Origin of the sequence: Streptomyces antnestii, assembly GCF_004005495.1 — a bacterium.
GTDB classification, from domain to species: Bacteria; Actinomycetota; Actinomycetes; order Streptomycetales; family Streptomycetaceae; genus Streptomyces; species Streptomyces antnestii.
In genome coordinates this window covers 221,574-238,499 of the sequence record NZ_RZYA01000008.1, presented here as the reverse complement: position 1 = coordinate 238,499, position 16,926 = coordinate 221,574, and the positions used below count along the sequence as shown (strand labels likewise).

Sequence of the window (16,926 nt, the reverse complement as noted above, 5' to 3'; positions counted from 1 at the left end):
TTGAAGGCAGTACTCGAGCGGACGAACGACAAGCTGGAGAAGCGGGACGCCCGGTTCCGTTCAGGCGGCGCGGCGGGTCTTGTGGCGGCGTACTGCGACGGCGGTGCCGCCACCAGCGATGATCAGCGCGGCGGCTGCACCAGTGATCGCCGCGGTGTTGATGCTGATCGACGCCCCCATCGCCGCGGACAACGTCCTCGGCGTGGTCGAATCCGACGGAGACGCCTCACCGGCGCGCTTGACGCACGTCTGATTCTTCGTCGGCAGTTTGCCGGTAGCCAGGTACCTGTTGACCTCGGCGTCCACGCAGGCGTTGCCGTAACGGCCGAAGAGGGCGTGCCGGTTGGCGCCCTTGAGGGTGAGCAGCTTGGAGCCGGGCAGTTGCTCGTGCAGGGTCACGCTGCTCTTGTAGGTGGTGCGGGGGTCGCCGGTGGCTGCCACGATCAGTACCGGGGCGTCGCGGCGGACCCGGGTGGGTTCCTCGCGGGGGCGGTCCCAGAAGGCGCAGGGGCCGATGTTGTTGGTCATGGGTCCGAACACCGGGTGCGCGGCCCGGCTGCGTTCGATGTCGCGCCAGTAGACCTCGGGGTCGCGCGGGGCGGCCACGTCCCCACAGAGGATCGCGGCCTGGACTCCGGACGGTTCGGCCGAGCCGCGCAGTAGGTACCGGAGTGTCGCTGCGAACTCCGGTGAGAGCGGCGTCGGCGCCGAGCCCCGTGCGGCCCTGCTCAGCACGGCCAGCTGCTCGGCGAGGAACGTCCGGGTCGGGTCGGTGTCGTCCCCGATGCTGGAGTAGAGGAGAACCGGCACCTGGGTGTCGTCGATCCGGAAGGTGTCCGAGCCGGTGCCGACGGTCAGCGGGCCGCCGGCGGACGCCTTGAGGACGTGGTCGACGGTGGTGAGCACTTGGGCGCGGGTGCGGCCGAGGCCGTATTCGGCGTCGCGGTCCGCCACCCACGCGGCCCAGGCGGACAGCGCCTTCTCGCTCGCGCGCTCGGTGCCCCTCGTCAGGCGGGGGCCGTAGTCGGCGGGGGCGACCGCGCCGTCAAGTACGAAGCGGTCGTAGCGGCCAGGGAACATCTGGGTGTAAACCGTGCCCAGGTAGGTGCCGTACGAGTAGCCGAGGTAGGAGATCTTCCGCTCGCCGAGCGCGCTGCGGACGACATCCATGTCACGGGCCGTGTTGCGGGTGCTGATGTACGGCAGCAATGAGGCGTCGTGGGTGCGGCACTTCTTGGCCAGGCTCTTCTGCAGGGCGACCTGGCGGTCGAAGCCTGCCCGGCTGCTGCCGGCCGAGAACCAGGACGTGCCGACGGGCCAGCGGCAGTCCAGTGGAGTGCTGCGGCCGACGAAGCGTGGGTCGAAGCCGACGATGTCGTAGCGCGCGCCGACGTCCTTCATCGCCTTGCGGGCGTCCGGCGGAGACTGGACCGAAGGTCCGCCCGGCCCGCCGTTGTTCAGCAGGATTGATCCGATGCGGTGGCGGGTGTCAGTGGCCTTGAGCCGGGATATCGCGACGGTGATCGTGCGCCCCGCGGGGTGGGCGTAGTCGAGCGGCACGGTGACGTCCGCGCACTGCACACCGGCCTTGTCCAGATCGCGGCCCGTCGTGTCGGCGGGGCCCGTGACGCAGCTGCCCCAGCCGAGGTGTTGCCGGTGGTACTGGTCGAGCCCGGCTCCGGTGTCGTTCTTGGCGGGGACCTCAGAAGCTGAGGCCAGGGCGGGGGAGGTGATGAAGCAGGCGGCGAGGGTGAGACTCACGGCGGAGGCGCGCCGCGCGGTGGGGCTGAGGATGGTCATGGGTTTCCTTGGTTCTGGTGGGCCGGTGGCGCGGAACGCGGTGTTCCAACCGCTTCGCCCCTACCTGCCGATCGGGGGGGCAGAACTGCCTGAGCCGTTCGGTCAGTCCGCCATCACGACCTGGTCGGGTTCCGGGGCAGGTGCGTTCGCACGGTGCTGCGGGTGGCCGCCCTTGATGGGCCGTGGGCGGACCGGCCACCAGATGCTCCGTCCGAGGAGTGCGGCAAGGGCGGGGACCAGCACCAGCGAGAGGACGAGCGCGGAGAGCAGGATTCCGAGCGTCACCGCGAAGGCGATCTGCTCGTTCCCCGGGGTTGTGGCGAGGGTGGCGAAGGAGCCGGCGAGGACCAGGCCCGCGGTCGCGATGGCCGGTGACGTGTGCTGCACCGCGCGCGCCACGGCGTGGCGTGCCGGGCCCGGCCGCTGCATCTCCTCCCGGATCCGGTCGGCGATCAGGATGTTGTAGTCGGTACCCAGGGCCACGACGAACAGGAACAGCACCAGCGGGAGGGTGAAGTCGACCCCCGGATTGCCGAGGCCGTGCTGGAACAGCAGCGTGGCGGCGCCGAGGGTGGCGGCGAAGCCGAGCCCGACGGAGAGCATCAGGACCAAGGGTGCGAGCAGGCTCCGCAGGAGGAGCAGGAGGATGAGCGCGATGAGTGCGGCCGCGACCGGGAACACGGTCCTCAGGTCGCGGTCGACGGCGGTGGAGATGTCGGCGTAGATCGCCGCTGTTCCGCCCACGTGTGCCGTCGTTCCGGCGGGTGTGTGCCGGGCGACCGCTGCCCGTACGGGTCCGGAGGCCAGGTCGCGAGCCTGCCGGCTCTGCGGGTCCGCGGTCGGGTAGAGGTCGATCCGGGCGGCGCGGTGGTCCTTGTTCAGGACGGTCCGTGCGACCTGGCCCACGCCCTTGACCCGGGTGAGAGCACGGGAGAGGCCGTCGAGCCGGCCTGCGGTGAGGGTGCCGCCGTCACTGGCGGTGACGAAGACGCTCGTCGGGTCCGACACTCCGGCCGGCAGCGCACGGGATATCTCGGTCGCGGTGGCCGTCGCAGGGGTCTTGGCAGCGGCGTTGCCCTGGCCGTAGTCCATGCGGATCCCGATCAGCCCGGCGGCCAGCGCGGCAAGCAGGGCGACACAGGCGAACGTCATCGTCATCGGTCGTCGTGCGACCCGCACCCCGAAGCGGGCGGCACGGCCCTCGCCGGGCTCGTGTCCAAGGGCCTTGGAGGGCCAGAACATCTTGCGCCCGGCGGCCGCGAGCAGCGCCGGCAGCAGGGTGAGGCTGCCGAGCAGCATCACCAGGACCGCGACGGCGACGGCGGGGCCCAGCGAGCGGAACTGGCCGAAGGTCGCCACGCCCAGCGTGGCGAACCCGGCCACGATGGTCAGCGCCGCCGAGGTGATCGCGGTGCCTACCCGTCCCGAGACCTGCCCGGCTGCCTCGCGGGCGGACTGCTCCGGCCGGGCGCGCAGTTGCTCGCGAAAGCGGAACAGCAGGAACAGCAGGTAGTCGATGCCGATGCCGAGCAGGACCACGCCGATCAGATCAGGGGTGCCCGCGTCGAGCTTGCGCCCGGTGAGTAGCGCGGCACCCGCGACGGCTCCCCCCGCCACGCCGCTGATCATGGCGACCGCGACCAGCGGCAGCAGGGCCGCCAGCACGCTGCGGAACACCAGCACGTTGATCAGCAGGATGAGCCCCATGAGGAGGGCGCCCCCGACCTTCGCGGCGGTCGCGTGCGAATCGGTGGTGTCGACGGTGTCGGCGAGACTTCCGGTGAAGCCGGTGCGCATCCCCGCCTCGGAGAACTGCGTCCGGGCGGCGTCCCGGAAGGCCCGGTAGACGCCCTGGACCCCCTTGTCCGTACGGTTCCCGATCAGCTCGACGGAGAGCAGTTCGAAACTCCGGTCGGGTGCCATCATCGCCGGGGCGATCCGGGGTGTCTGGGAGCGGTCCGGGACCAGGAAATTGGGCCTGTCGTCCTCCCTGGGCATGATCACCCGGCGCTGCGCCAGCTTCGCCGCCTCGGCCTCGACCCGCTTCTGGTCGCCGGCGCCGAGAGGCTTGCCGTCGGACCGGGCGACCAGCATCGTCACGGTGGTGGCGTCGGGGTTCACCCCGAACTGTTCCTCGGCGATCTCCAGGGCGGCGGCCGAGTCGTAACTCCTGGGCAGGAAATCCCCGGTCCGGTTCTGGGTGACGCGGCCGATCAGTGTCGGGGCCAGGGCGCTCAGCACGACACTCAGCACCGCCCAGAGGGCGATGACTTTCCACGGGTGTCTGGTGGAGTATCCGGTCAGGGCGCGGATCACGATGTCCTCCGGCGGACGGACTTGCATGCGGACGTCTGCCGGGGGCTCCCGGCCGGTATCCAGACCATCACCCCGAGGGGCCGGGAAGCGTCCTGGCAGCGGATGATCCGGGCCCGGGCCCTGGGTCCTGCCCCGGCCAGGGACCAGGACCGAGGTCCCGGGGTCCCCGTCCCGGTCGCGGGCCGCGAGCTGCCGCCGACGGTGCTGCCGCCCGTGCTGCCGCTGCAGCTGTGCAACTCTGACTCTGTACCGGAGGCCGTAAGGCCGGACACAGGGAGAACAGACATGCGCAGGCGCCGACACATCGGGCTCGGCGATGCGCGGGAGCCGCTGCCCGTCGACAGCGCGGGGTCGCCATGGTCCCGCAACGACGCACTCGTGACCGGCGGGGCCTGTGCGATGAACCTGCTCAGCTACGTGTTCTTCGACGACCCCGACGGCCGATACGCCGTGAGCGTGGCCGGGTTCCTCCTCGTCGCGCTGGCAGCCCTGCCGCTGCTCGTCCGGCGCAGCCACCCGGTGCCGGCGCTCGCTGCCGTACTGGCACTCGATACGACAGCCACCCTGATCGCGCCGCTGCCCCGACACTTCGGTGCCGTCCTGCTGGTCGCCCTGTACTCGGTCGCCAGGGCCTGCACCGGCCGGGTGACAGCGGTCGCGGCCGTCGCGACGGTGTCGTTGACGTTGCTGAGCCAGAGTCACGGCCGGATTCCGCCCTGGCAGGACGCCGTTGTCACGCCCCTCTCCGCCCTGATCGTCGTCGGCACCGCCATGGCGGTCAACCGCTGGCAGCGGGAGGTGACGGCCAACCGCAGACTTCTCGCCGACCGAGCCGTGGCCGACGAACGCCGCCGCATCGCACGGGAGTTGCACGACATCGTGGCCCACCACATCACCACCATGCAGCTGATGGCCGGCGGAGCCCGGGGCAACCTCGCCCGCCCGGAGGTGGTCAGGGACGCCCTGGTCACCCTGGAATCCTCCGGGCGGCTCGCCCTGCGCGAGATGCGCCAGCTCCTCGATGTGCTGCGGGCCGGTGAAGAGCCGGAGTCCGCGCCGTCGCAGCCCCAGCCGGGCATCGACGACCTCGACCGTCTGGTGGCCGAATCCCGCCTTGCCGGACTGCCGACCGAGTTCAGCGTCCACGGGCCGCAGCGCCCGCTGCCGCCGATCGTCGGCCTCACGGTGTTCAGGATCACCCAGGAAGCGCTCACCAACTCCCGCAAGTACGCGGGGCCCGCCAGCGCCTCCGTAAGGCTGACATATCGTCAGGACGGGGTCACCGTCGAAGTGCGGGACGACGGTGGGAGCACACCGCCGCGGGAGGGCGCGTCGTCGGTGGGCTCGGGCGGTTACGGCCTGATCGGCATGCGCGAGCGCGTCGCCCTGCACGGCGGCAGCCTCACCGTCGGCCCACAGACCGACGGCGGGTTCGCAGTGGTGGCCGACCTGCCGCTGACCACGGACGAGGCGGCCGAAGCAGCCGTCCAGCACGAGGGGGCACACCGATGACCGGGACCCGGCCGGACACACCGAGGATCAGAGTGCTGATCGCGGACGACCAGCCGCTGGTCCGGCGCGGCCTGTCGCTGATCCTCTCTCCCGACCCGTCCTTCGAGGTCGTGGGAGAGGCCGAGGACGGCGCGCAGGCCGTCGCCCTCGCCCGCCGGCTGCGCGCCGATGTCGTGGTGATGGACATCCGGATGCCCGTCCTCGACGGTGTCGGCGCGACCGGGGAACTGGCTGCCACCTTGCCCGGCTGCCGGGTCCTGGCCCTCAGCACCTTCGACATGGACGAGTACGTCGTGGGTGCTCTGCGCGCCGGAGCCTGCGGGTTCCTGCCCAAGGACAGCTCGCCGGAGGACCTGAGCGCGGCGATCCGCACCGTCCACGCAGGCGAGGCCGTCGTCGCGCCGCGTCTGCTCACCCGGCTGATCTCCACCTACGTACGGGCCCCCCACGGTGCGTCGCAGCCACTCCCCACCGACCTGGGTGAACTCACACCCCGGGAGGTCGAGGTCTGGCGTCTGATGGCCACCGGTCTCGGCAACGCCGAGATCGCCCACGACCTGCACATCAGCGTCTCCACGGTCAAGAACTACATCACCAGCATCTTCGGCAAGCTCGACGTCCGTGACCGCGCCCAGGCGGTCATCGCGGCTTACGAATCGGGGCTGGTCACCGCCCGCCCGGCAACCGGCAACCCGCGCGGCGACGCAAACACCGCGTAGCCGGGTCGACGACACACAACTCCGGCGCGGGAATCCGGCGATGACGCGGCGGACGCGGTGACGGCAGCGCCCGCCTCGGTGGCGGCGCCCGGTCCCGGGGGGTAGCCCTACCTGGAGCCCGCCGGGTAGCGGGATCGTCCCGGGCGATCGCATCCGGAAATAGTGGTTCCGGCACATACCGCTGTTTCCCATTGTTTGCAGAGGAGTTGGCTCGTGCGCGAGCAGGCATGGCAGAGGGTTCGTTCTTCCGGGCAGCGGCGGGGCCGCCGGCGCGGAGCCGCGGCCGCAATGGTCGTGGGCGTCATGACAGTGGGTGTACCGGCATCGCCCGCGGCGTCCGCCGCCCCCGGGCCGGACACCGTCAAGCAGGGCCTGAACGCACTGCTGCACTCCGACGGCCTGCCCGCCGCGCTGGCGAGCGTCACGGACCGTGCGGGGCATACCGGTACCTACACCGCAGGAGTCGGCGATCTGGCCACCGGCTCGAAGGTGCCCAGGGACGGGCAGGTGCGGATCGGCAGCAACACCAAGACGTTCACCGCGGTGGTCGTGCTGCAACTGGTCGGCGAAGGGAAGATCCGCCTCGACGCACCGGTCGACACCTATCTGCCGGGGCTGGTACGCGGGGAGGGCATCGACGGACGCCGCATCACTGTCCGTCAGCTCCTCCAGCACACCAGCGGACTCCCCAATTACAGCAACTACCTCGGCGACGACGTCCGGTATTTCGCCCCTCGCGAGCTTCTCGGCATCGCTCTCCGGCACAAGGCCGACTTCGCCCCCGGGGAGGGCTGGAAGTACAGCAACACGAACTACGTGCTGGCCGGGCTGATCGTCGAGAAGGTCACCCGCCACACTCTCGCCAGTGAGATGGACCGGCGCATCATCAAGCGCATCGGTCTGCACCACACCTACTTCCCGGCCCCGGGCGATGCCACTATCCGTGAGGCGCATCCCAAGGGCTACTACCGGGTTTCGGCCGACGCGCCGTTGGTCGATGTCACGGAGATCGACCCTTCCTGGGGTTGGGCCGCAGGCCAGTTGGTCTCCACCGACTCCGATCTCAACCGGTTCTTCACCGCGCTCCTGTCCGGCGACCTCCTCCAGGAAGCCCAGCTCACCCAGATGCGCACCGGCACCGAACCCGCCGACGCCACGTTCGGCCCCGGCGCACGTTACGGACTGGGGCTCGTGAGCAAGCCACTGCCCTGCGGCGGCCTCTACTGGGGCCATGGCGGCAGCTTCCCGGGTTACGAGACCAGAGGAGGCGCCACCGACGACGGCCGTGCCGCCAACGTCGCAGTGACCATGCAGCTGTCCGACGAGGCGGCCAGGAAGCGGGTCGACCATGTCGTGAACAGGGCCCTGTGCCGCTGAGCCACGCCTGACAGCGCTCCGCCCGCACGGGCCGGCAGCGCTCCCCGGCATCTCCAGGAACCACTTCAGCACCAGGTCCGGGGTGTTCAGGACACCTTCGGCGTCGCGCGCACGCCGTGATGCATGTACGCCTCGCCTGTCGACAACGTGTAGAAGGTGACCGGCATCCAGGTCCGCGCCCCCGGCTCCCGGCAGACGAAGAGCGAGTCGGTCACCGGGACCAGATCGAACTCCATCGTCTTCTCCGGCATGAGCTCGGCAAGTGGTCCCGTGGCGGTCTGCCGGAGCCGGAGCCCGTCCCCTTCGGACAGGACCTCCATCAGCACACCGGCCCGCTCGTAGACACCGACGTGCTTCGAACCGTCGACGGAGACCGGGGTCGCGGGTGGCTCCAGCGGCCGCGGCATCGCGACATCGGCGAGTTCGGCGAAGATCTCCCGGTACAGCTCCTGGAACAGGTCACGGGTGTTGCCGCCGTTGGTGAGCAGGGTGACGGCAAGCCCCTGTTCGGGCAGCAGCCGCAGGAACGCGGACTGTCCGATCGTGTTGCCGTCATGGCCGATGACTCGGCGTCCGCTCCAGTCGTCGCGGATCCAGCCGAGGCCCCAGGAGTCACCGAGCGAGTGCTTGTCGGGGATGTCGGTCTGCTTCTCGGCCATCGCGGTGACGGACGCCGTGGTCAGGATCCGTTCACCGGACGGAGTGAGGCCGCCGGTCAGGTGCAGCCGCGCGAACCCGAGCACGTCCTTGGTCGTGGCGGTGATCAGGCCGGCCGGCCCCATGTTCCGAGGCAGTCCCCAGAGCGGCGCGGGCCGCGGTTCTTCGTCCGCGCCGGCGACGTGCCCGACGGCGGCGCGGAACATCAGCGCTTCCTCGGGCAGGGTCACGGTGTGTGTGAGGCCGAGCGGGGCGAACAACTTCTCCCGCATCGCGGCGTCCCAGGTCTGCCCGGTGAGCTTCTCGATCACCCGGCCCATGAGCGCGAAACCCGAGTTGCAGTAGGAGAACGTCTCCCCGAGCGGATGGTTCTGCGCGGCCCGGTCGAGGATCTCCACGTAGCGCTCGAGGGTGTCGTCGCCGCGCCCGGTGTCGGTGAAGACGTCGCCGTCGATCCCGCTGGTGTGTGTCAGCAGATGCCGCATGGTCACCTGCTTGGCCACGTACGGATCGGCCAGCCGCAGTTCGGGGACGACGTCGGCGACCGGAGCGTCCAGATCGAGGAGTCCTTCGTCGACCAGTTGCATCACCACGGTCGAGGTCCACACCTTGGAGACCGAGCCGATCTGGAACACCGAATCTTCGGTGACCTCGACACCGGTCGCCGTGTTGAGGACGCCGTAGGAAGCGTGGACCTCCGCGTCATCCCCGACCCGCACGATGCCCAGTGCCGCACCGGGGACGCCGTACTTGCGCGCCAGTTCGGCCAGGCGCCGCCGCCAGTGCGCCGCCTCGATCGGCACCCGCGACACCCCGTCCGCCGGAGCCGCGTACTCCTCGACCCAGTCAAGGACACGCCGGTTGAAGTCGAGCCGGTGCGAGGGCGGGCCGTCGAGGATGAACAGATGCGAGGCGCCCGGGTACAGCACCAGCCGGGACGGGACGCCCCGCGCGCGCAGGGCGCCGAACCACTGCTCGGCCTGGCCGACGGGGCTCCGCTCGTCTTCCGCTCCTTGCATGACGAGTGTCGGCGTCCGCACCTGCGCGACCTGGGCGAACGGCGAGAAACGCCCGTAGTCCTCGCCGCCGAGTTCACGGACGGCCAGGTAGCGCCCGGCGTCGGAGGTGCCCTCCGCACTGGCCGGATCGCTGACGACACCACCGGCGACAGCGGCGGCGAAGCGCTTGTCGCGGCTGGTCAGGTAGCAGGTCATGAACCCGCCGTAGCTGTACCCCGCCACGGCGAGCCGGTCCGCGTCGGCGATCCCTTCGGCGACCAGATGATCCAACGGTTCGAGGAAGTCGGCGGCGTCGGCGACGCCCCAGCCGCCGACCGCGCCCTTGTAGAAATCTTCGCCGTAGCCGTCGCTGCCGCGCGGGTTGAGCAGCAGCACCGCCCAGCCTCGTGCGACGAGCGCCTGGTGATAGAGGTGGATCGAATCGGCCGCGCCGTTCCAGGCGTTGTGCGGGCCGCCGTGGATGTCGAGCAGCAGCGGCGCGGCCCCGGACCGGGCCGGGTCACGCAGCAGCAGGCCATGGACGACGGTGCCGTCCCCGATGGTGAATTCCCGTTCTTCGTGACGGAAGAGCTCCACCTCGGCGAGTGAGGCGCCGTGTTTCGTGCGCACGTCGACGGTTCCGGTGGCCGGGTCGACGACGGTGATCTCGCCGAACGAGGTGGCCGTGGCCATGACCACCACGACCCTCCCGCTCGCGGTGTCCATTCCGGACACGACGAGGTCTGTGCCCGCCAGTACCGCGCACGGGTGTCCGCCGTCGACGTCCACTTGGTACAGATGGGTGCAGCCGCGGTCGCGGAGTCCGAACAGAGCCGAGCCACCATCCCCGGTCAGTTTCGGGAGCGCGCCGGGGTAGCCCGCGCCGCCGGACATCACGTTGCGGTCCAGCGAGACCGTCAGGTCGACCGCGTCACCACCGTCGAGCGGGACCCGCAGCAGCCCGAGATGGCCGACCTCGGTGTCACCCCGGCCCGTCACCAGGAGTTGGCCCCCGTCGGCGGTCCAGGTGACCGGCCCCGCCATGCCGTCGCCGGAGCCGATCAGCCGCGGCTCGGCGCTCTTCGCGGTCACGTCGACAACGTAGGCACCGGAACGGAAGGACAGGTCCGCGTCGTCGTCCCGTCCGGCGGAGAAGGCCAGGTGCGTGCCGTCGGGAGACCAGGCGGGGTCGCCCGCGTGCCAGTCGCCGAAGGTGACCTGCCGGACTTCCCGGGTGGCGACGTCGAGGACGTGCAGGTGCTTGCGGATGGTCTTGATCAACCCGGTGCCGTCGGCCTTGAAGTCGAGCCGGTCCGCCACCACCGGGGCGTTCGGCGCGAGTTCACCGCCCGCCAGGTCGACCGCGGCCGAGAACGCGATCTTGCCCCCGTCCGGGCTCCAGACCGGGGCGCCCGCCCCGAGCGGGAGTTCTGTGATCCGTTCCGCCTCCCCGCCGGACGACGGCAGGAACCACACCTGCGGCGGTCCGTCCTCGGCACGGAGGAACGCGATCCGCGTGCCGTCCGGCGCCCAGCCGGGCGCCATGTCGGCCGTTCCCCGGGTGAGTTGCCGGGCTTCGCCGGTGGTCGCGCCGACCTCCCAGAGCGTGTGCTCGTTCCGGTCTTCGTCGCGGTCCGCCGTACGCAGGACGTAGACGATCCGGTTGCCGTCCGGCGACAACGCGGGCTGGCTGGGGACGGCGATCGCGTACAGGTCGTCGAGACCGAGACGTCGGGTCATGGTGTGCTTGCTCCTCCGGGGATCGTGAGCCGGCGGCTCTCGTCTTCGCTGAAATGGCAGGCCGCCGAATGACGTCGGTGTGCCGCGTCCTCGGTGGGATCCACCTGAAGGCAGATCTCGCGGTCGGCGCGCACGAGCGGGCCGACCGGACAGCGGGTGTGGTATCGGCATCCGGCCGGTGGATGGTGCGGGTCAGCGGGTTCGGCGTCGGCGGTCGCCCCGTCCGCGCGGGTGTCGAACAGCGAGGTGTGTGCGGAAGGTGCCGCGGCCAGCAGGTCACGCGTGTACGGATGCTGTGGATCGGTGAGTACCTGTTCCGCCGGGCCGACCTCGACGATCCGGCCGAGGTACATCACCGCGACGATGTCGCTGAGGTAGCGGATCACCGCGAGGTTGTGCGAGATGAACAGCATCGACAGGCCAAGCCGTCGCTGCACGTCCCGGACGAGGTTGAGCACCGCGCCCTGCACCGAGACGTCGAGCGCGGAGGTGATCTCGTCCGCGATCAGTACCTCGGGCCGCCCCGCCAGCGCGCGGGCGAGCGCCACCCGTTGCCGCTGGCCACCGGAGAGCCGGCCCGGCAGATGTCCGGCGCGTCCCGGGTCGAGGTTGACCAGTTCCAGTAGCCGCGCGACCTCCTCCCGGCGCGCGGCGCGCCCGGAGAAGACGCCGCGCGGGATCGCTTCGGTGATCGACTCCCCGATGCTCATACGCGGGTCCAGAGACGAATAGGGATCCTGGAACACCATCTGCAACGGAGGGCGGCGGCGCAGCTTCCGGACGTCCACCCCGCCCAGCAGGACACGTCCGGCGCTGACCGGCGAGAGCCCGACGGCGGCGCGGGCCAGCGTCGATTTCCCCGAGCCCGATTCGCCGACGAGCCCGACGACCTGTCCGGAAGAGACGGTCAGGCCGACACGGTCGACAGCGGTGAGCCCGCGCCTCCCGCCGTACCGCACGCTCACCGCGTCGAAGACGAGATCGGTCACTCCGCACCTCCGGCGGTTACGGTTTTCTTGGCGGACGGGGAGAACGAGGTCTCGCTCGGATGCCAGCACGCGACCCGGTGCCCGGGCTCCACGCACTCCAGCACCGGATCTTCGAGACGGCATCGATCGGTCACCGCGGGACACCGGTCGGCGAAGGCGCAGCCGGTGGGCACGCGGTCCGGTTCCGGCGGGCGGCCGGGGATCACCGCGAGCGGTGCGTCACGGTCGGTCCCGAGGTCGAGCGTCGCGGCCAACAGGGCCTTCGTGTAGGGATGCCGTGGCGTTCCTGCCGACGGCAGGTCCTCCACGACCCTGCCTGCGTACATCACCAGCATGCGTTCGCAGGTCTGGGAAACGACCGCGATGTCATGGCTGATCAGGATGATCGCCGTATCCCGTTCGGTCCTGGTCCTCGCCAGCAGGCGCAGCAACTGCCGCTGCACGGTGACGTCCAGCGCCGTGGTCGGTTCGTCGGCGATGATCAGCTTCGGATCGCCCATCAGGCCCATGCCGATCATCGCGCGCTGCCGCATCCCGCCGGAGAACTCGTGCGGGTACTGCCGCGCACGTCGTTCGGCCGCGGGGATCCGCACCGTGCGCAACCGGTCCACGGCTCGTTCGAAAGCCTTGGCGCGTGGCAGTCCCTGATGCTGCTCGGCGACCTCGGCCAGTTGACGGCCGATCCGCCTGGTCGGGTTGAACGAGGTCATCGGGTCCTGGAACACCATCGCCAGCGATGTGCCGAGCAAACCTCGCAAGTCCCGCTCCGGGGTCGTCAGCAGGGGTTTCCCGGCGAATTCGAGCCTGTCCGCGGTGACCGCGGCCGGCGCTTCCACCAGCCTTGACACCGCCAGCCCGGTCAAGCTCTTCCCCGATCCCGATTCGCCGACGACACCGATCGCCTCGCCCGCGCGGACGGTGAAGCTCACCCCTCGGACCGGGACGGTCAAGCCCGCCTGACTCGGGAACGCCACTTGGAGGTTCTCCACCACCAGCACGACGTCGTCGGCGCGTCCGGAGGACTCCCGTGCCGGGGAGGCCGGGCGCGGCGCGAGTTTGCGCACTCCGGCGCGAACCCCGATCACCCCGGCCACGGTCTCGCCCACCAGGTTGAATGCGAGGCCGGCCAGGACCACCGCGACACCCGGCGCGAGCGCGGCCGCCGGGTTGACGTAGATCCCGTCGAGCCCTTCACCGAGCAGCCGTCCCCAGTCGTAATCCGGTGCCTGCACACCGATGCCGAGGAACGAAAGGCCGGAGAACGCGAGCAGCGACGCACCCGCGCCGATGGTCGCGTTCACCACCAGCGGTTCGCCCACGTTGGGCAGGATGTGGCGGACCAGCAGCCGGATCCGGCCGACGCCGGAGATCCGCGCGGCGGACACGAAGTCCTGGCCTGCCACGGAAGCCGACAGCGTCTGGGCCAGCCGCGCGAACGCCGGGGCCAGCGCGAAACCGACCGCCAGTACCGCGCCATAGGTGCCGACCCCGAAGATGACCGAGCAGAACAGCACCAGCAACAGCCCGGGGAACGCGACGGCGATGTTCACCGCCGAGGTGACCAGCCGGGCGGCGGGCCGCGGCAGCAGTGAGGGCAAGGTGCCGAGGACGAGCCCGGTCACCACCCCGATCACCGTCGCGAGCACCGCCAGCAGGACCGAAAGCCGCGTCGCCACCAGGACACGGAAGAGGATGTCGTGGCCGAGGGCGTCGGTGCCCAGCCAATGTGCCGCCGACGGTCGTTGAGCGATCGCTTCGGTGTCGATCTCGAAGGCCTTGTCGTGCCAGAGGATCGGGGCGAGCACCGCGAGCGCGATCACCACAAGCAGCAGGGACGCCGCGAACCCGCCCACGGGAGTGCGCAGGGCCGCGAACCATTTCGCTCCGCGCCGATTCACCGTCTCAGTGGCGACCACTTAGTTCTCCCGGATCGTCGAACGCGGATCGAGGACGGCCAGCAGCACGTCCACCGTCAGATTCACCAGCAGCACGCCGATGCCGTAGACGAGCACGATCCCCTGTACCAGCGGATAGTCCTTCTGCAGGATCGACTGCGCGATGGTGGAACCGAGTCCGGGCCAGGCGAACACGTTCTCCACCAGCACTGTCCCGGCGACCATCCCGGTCAGCATCAGCCCGCCCATGGTCAGCGTCGCGGTCAGCGCGTTCGGCAGCGCGTGCCGCAGGTAGACAAGGCGCGCGGGTAGCCGTTTCGCCCGCGCGGTGCGGATGAAGTCGTTGCCCAGCACGGAAAGCGTCTCCACCCGGACGATGCGGGCGAGCACCGAGGCCGGGCCGAGCGCCAGCGCGATCACCGGGAGCACGAGCGAACCCGCCCCCTCGCTCCCGGCCACGGGGAACCAGCCCAGCTGGACGGCGAAGAACGCGACCAGCGCGACGGCGAGCAGGAACTCCGGGACGGCCGCGAGCAGCACGGTCGTCGAGGTGAACGCCAGCTCGCCGCCCCGCCGTCGGCCGCCGCGGGTCAGCACGGCGAACAGCAGGCCCAGCGGGATCGCCACCGCGATGACCACCGCGAAAGCCGGCAACGCCAGCTGGAGGGTGGCGGGCAGCCGGTCGCCGATCACCTCGGCGACCGGCTGCCCACTGTTCATCGACGTCCCGAAGTCACCCGTGATCAGCCCGCCGAGGTAGTGGACGTACTGCAGCCACAACGGATCGTCGAGGCCGAGCGCCGCCCGCCGCGCGTTCACCAGTTCGACCGGCGCGGTCAGGCCGAGCGCCGCCCGGACCGGGTCCCCGGGGATCAGCTGGATCATCAGGAACGCCGTGGTGATCAAGACCCACAGCGAGACCGCGAATCTGCCGAATCGGCGAACCGCGAACGAGAGCCAGGGACTGCCGCGCCATCCGGCCGGGGCGACCTCGACCGCCATCAGCCGTACATCCGGATCGACGACGGCTCGACCGAGCCGAAACTGACCTTGAATCGCGCATTGCTGCCGAAGGTCGGGATGACCGAATTGACGTAGGGCACCACGTCCAGCCGCTCGATGAGCGCCGTTTCCGCGGCGAGCCAGGTCGCGCAGCCCGAATCACCCGGCATGTGCGCCGCCTGTGCGGCCAGTGCCGTGTACCGCTTGTTCGCTATATGCGCGAAGTTCGTGCCGGCGGGTGGTTTCGGCCCGGAGACGAAGGGGACGGCCTGGCTCGGCAGCACCAGGGTCAGCGGGGCGAGCGAGATGTCCCACTCACCGGTGTTGAAGAGCACCTGACTGGTCCCCGGGCTGTCGAGGCCCTTGAGCGTGACCTCCACGCCGGCGGCCTTCCAGGATTGCTGCATCAGTTCGGCGGAGGGCGCCGTCGTCGGCCCCGCCTGGGTTCCGTAGATGGCGGTCAGCGCGAGCCGCTTGCCGTCCTTGACCCGCACGCCGTCCGCTCCCGGCTTCCAGCCCGCCGCGTCGAGACCCGCCTTGGCCGCGGCGACGTCGAACGCGGGAAGCTTTCCGCTGACCGCGTCGCCGGGGCACGCCCTGGGTTCGGTGGTGACCATTCCCCGACTGGGCGCCCCGGAACTACCGGTGAGCACCTTGCCGATCTGGGGCAGGTCGAGTGCCTGCACCAGCGCGCGGCGAACGGCCGGATCGGCGCCCGCGCGACCGGGCGCCTGGTTGAAGAACATCTCGCCCATCGGCACGACCTGTTCGCCGTGAAACAGCTTCTGGGCGCGCAGGCGCTGCTGGTCCTGACCGGTGATCCTGGCGCCGTTGAGTTCACCGGACAGCAGCAGATTCGCGGCCGTCGTCGTGTTCTGGATGACCCGGAAGACGACCTTCTCCGGCAGTCCGGGCTGCTCCCGCTGCCACTTCCCGGGCCCCCACGCGTAGTCCTTCCGCCGGGTGAGGGTGTAGTGGTCGTTCGGCACGATTTCGGTCATGGTGAACATGCCGGTGCCGTACTTCCCCTTGGCCAGCGCCTGCCGATCGGTGACGCCCTTGCCGCAGACGATCGGCAGGCCGCCTGCGTTGCGCAGCAGGAACGCGTCCGGCGCCCCGCTGGTGATGGTGATCTTCCTGGCCGCGTCGTCCGCGGTCGCCTTGGTACCCGGCGCGATCGCGATTCCGGCCATCGGGGACTTGTTCGCGGGATCCCCGATGAAGCCGATGTTCGCCGCCACGTCGCTCGCGGTCAGCGGCGTGCCGTCGTCACAGGTGATCCCCTTCCGCAGGGTGAACGAGGCCGTGGTCGTGGTGGCCTCCCATTTCTCGGCGAGCCCCGCGATCGGTTTGCCGGTGTCGTCGAGGTTGATCAGGCTGTCGTAGAGGTAGCGGTCGATGTCCAGCGCGACCGCGAGCACGGTCATCGCCGGATCCAACGCTCCCGGGTCGGTGCCGATCGCCATGGTGAAGGTCTTGCCTTCGACCGGTTTCTGGTTCGCGGTCCGGTCCTGTCCGGCTTGCGACGTCCCCCCGCACGCGCTCACGGTCAAGGCCACCACGCTCGTGATCGCGGCGGTGAGCCGGGCTTTCTTCATGCGGTTCTCCTACTGGGTCAAGGGCTACGCGCAGAGGTGAGCGACGGCGAGGCCGGCGGCCCCACCGATGGCGGAGTCGACCGCGGGCAGGCGGTCGGCGCGGGATTTGGCGAGGGGATTCGGTGCGGGTGAACACCGCGACGGCGCAGCGGCGACCGTCCACATGGGTCACCACCCCCGCTTCGTCACGGACGGCGGGAAGCGTCCCGGCCTTGGCCGCGATCGCCACCTCGGCGGGGAAACCGGACGAGATCCGGTACGGCCGGCCCTGCTGGGCCATGGGTGTGGCCGCGGCGAGGAGTGCCTCCAGATCTTCGTCCGGT

Annotated in this window: 10 protein-coding genes and 1 pseudogene; 3 read left to right on the top strand and 8 right to left on the bottom strand. The window is 70.5% G+C overall.

Going from position 1 to position 16,926, the window contains the following annotated elements; all coding sequences use genetic code 11:
- Positions 1-60: 60 nt before the first annotated feature.
- Entirely contained in the window at positions 61-1,800 is a 1,740-nt protein-coding gene (locus EOT10_RS19245) for an alpha/beta hydrolase (protein ID WP_127829461.1), read from the bottom strand.
- Positions 1,801-1,902: 102 nt separating this feature from the next.
- Positions 1,903-4,143, bottom strand: coding sequence for an MMPL family transporter (locus EOT10_RS19240; RefSeq protein WP_223281077.1), 2,241 nt, complete (start codon positions 4,141-4,143; stop codon positions 1,903-1,905).
- Between the two features lie 258 nt (positions 4,144-4,401).
- Here EOT10_RS19240 and EOT10_RS19235 point away from each other — a divergent pair, with 258 nt between their 5' ends.
- From EOT10_RS19235 to EOT10_RS19225, 3 genes are all read left to right on the top strand, one after another.
- Positions 4,402-5,628: a sensor histidine kinase gene (locus EOT10_RS19235; RefSeq protein WP_127829460.1), complete on the top strand. Its 1,227-nt coding sequence runs from the start codon at positions 4,402-4,404 to the stop codon at positions 5,626-5,628.
- Positions 5,625-6,347 carry a response regulator transcription factor gene (locus tag EOT10_RS19230; RefSeq protein ID WP_127829459.1) on the top strand — a complete coding sequence of 241 codons (723 nt, stop codon included), beginning with the start codon at positions 5,625-5,627 and terminating at the stop codon, positions 6,345-6,347. The genes EOT10_RS19235 and EOT10_RS19230 overlap by 4 nt, the downstream gene beginning before the upstream one ends.
- Positions 6,348-6,560: 213 nt before the next feature.
- Positions 6,561-7,724 carry a serine hydrolase domain-containing protein gene (locus tag EOT10_RS19225; protein ID WP_431313303.1) on the top strand — a complete coding sequence of 388 codons (1,164 nt, stop codon included), beginning with the start codon at positions 6,561-6,563 and terminating at the stop codon, positions 7,722-7,724.
- Between the two features lie 86 nt (positions 7,725-7,810).
- On the opposite strand, the gene EOT10_RS19220 is transcribed toward EOT10_RS19225, so the two are convergent.
- The 6 genes and pseudogenes from EOT10_RS19220 to EOT10_RS42870 form a co-directional block, all read right to left on the bottom strand.
- Positions 7,811-11,119 (bottom strand): serine hydrolase, encoded by a 3,309-nt coding sequence (locus EOT10_RS19220; RefSeq protein ID WP_127829458.1) that lies wholly within the window; start codon positions 11,117-11,119, stop codon positions 7,811-7,813.
- On the bottom strand, positions 11,116-12,108 hold the full coding sequence (locus tag EOT10_RS19215) for an ABC transporter ATP-binding protein (RefSeq protein WP_127829457.1): 993 nt from the start codon (positions 12,106-12,108) through the stop codon (positions 11,116-11,118). Before EOT10_RS19215 ends, EOT10_RS19220 begins: the two co-directional genes overlap by 4 nt.
- Complete coding sequence (locus EOT10_RS19210; protein WP_223281075.1) at positions 12,105-14,024, bottom strand: dipeptide/oligopeptide/nickel ABC transporter permease/ATP-binding protein; 1,920 nt, start codon at positions 14,022-14,024, stop codon at positions 12,105-12,107. Before EOT10_RS19210 ends, EOT10_RS19215 begins: the two co-directional genes overlap by 4 nt.
- Positions 14,025-15,005: an ABC transporter permease gene (locus tag EOT10_RS19205; protein ID WP_127829456.1), complete on the bottom strand. Its 981-nt coding sequence runs from the start codon at positions 15,003-15,005 to the stop codon at positions 14,025-14,027. It abuts the gene before it with no gap.
- Positions 15,005-16,603, bottom strand: coding sequence for an ABC transporter substrate-binding protein (locus EOT10_RS19200; protein WP_127829455.1), 1,599 nt, complete (start codon positions 16,601-16,603; stop codon positions 15,005-15,007). The genes EOT10_RS19205 and EOT10_RS19200 overlap by 1 nt, the downstream gene beginning before the upstream one ends.
- Positions 16,604-16,730: 127 nt before the next feature.
- Positions 16,731-16,883, bottom strand: a pseudogene (locus EOT10_RS42870) (serine hydrolase); the annotation flags it as partial.
- Between the last annotated feature and the right edge of the window lie 43 nt (positions 16,884-16,926).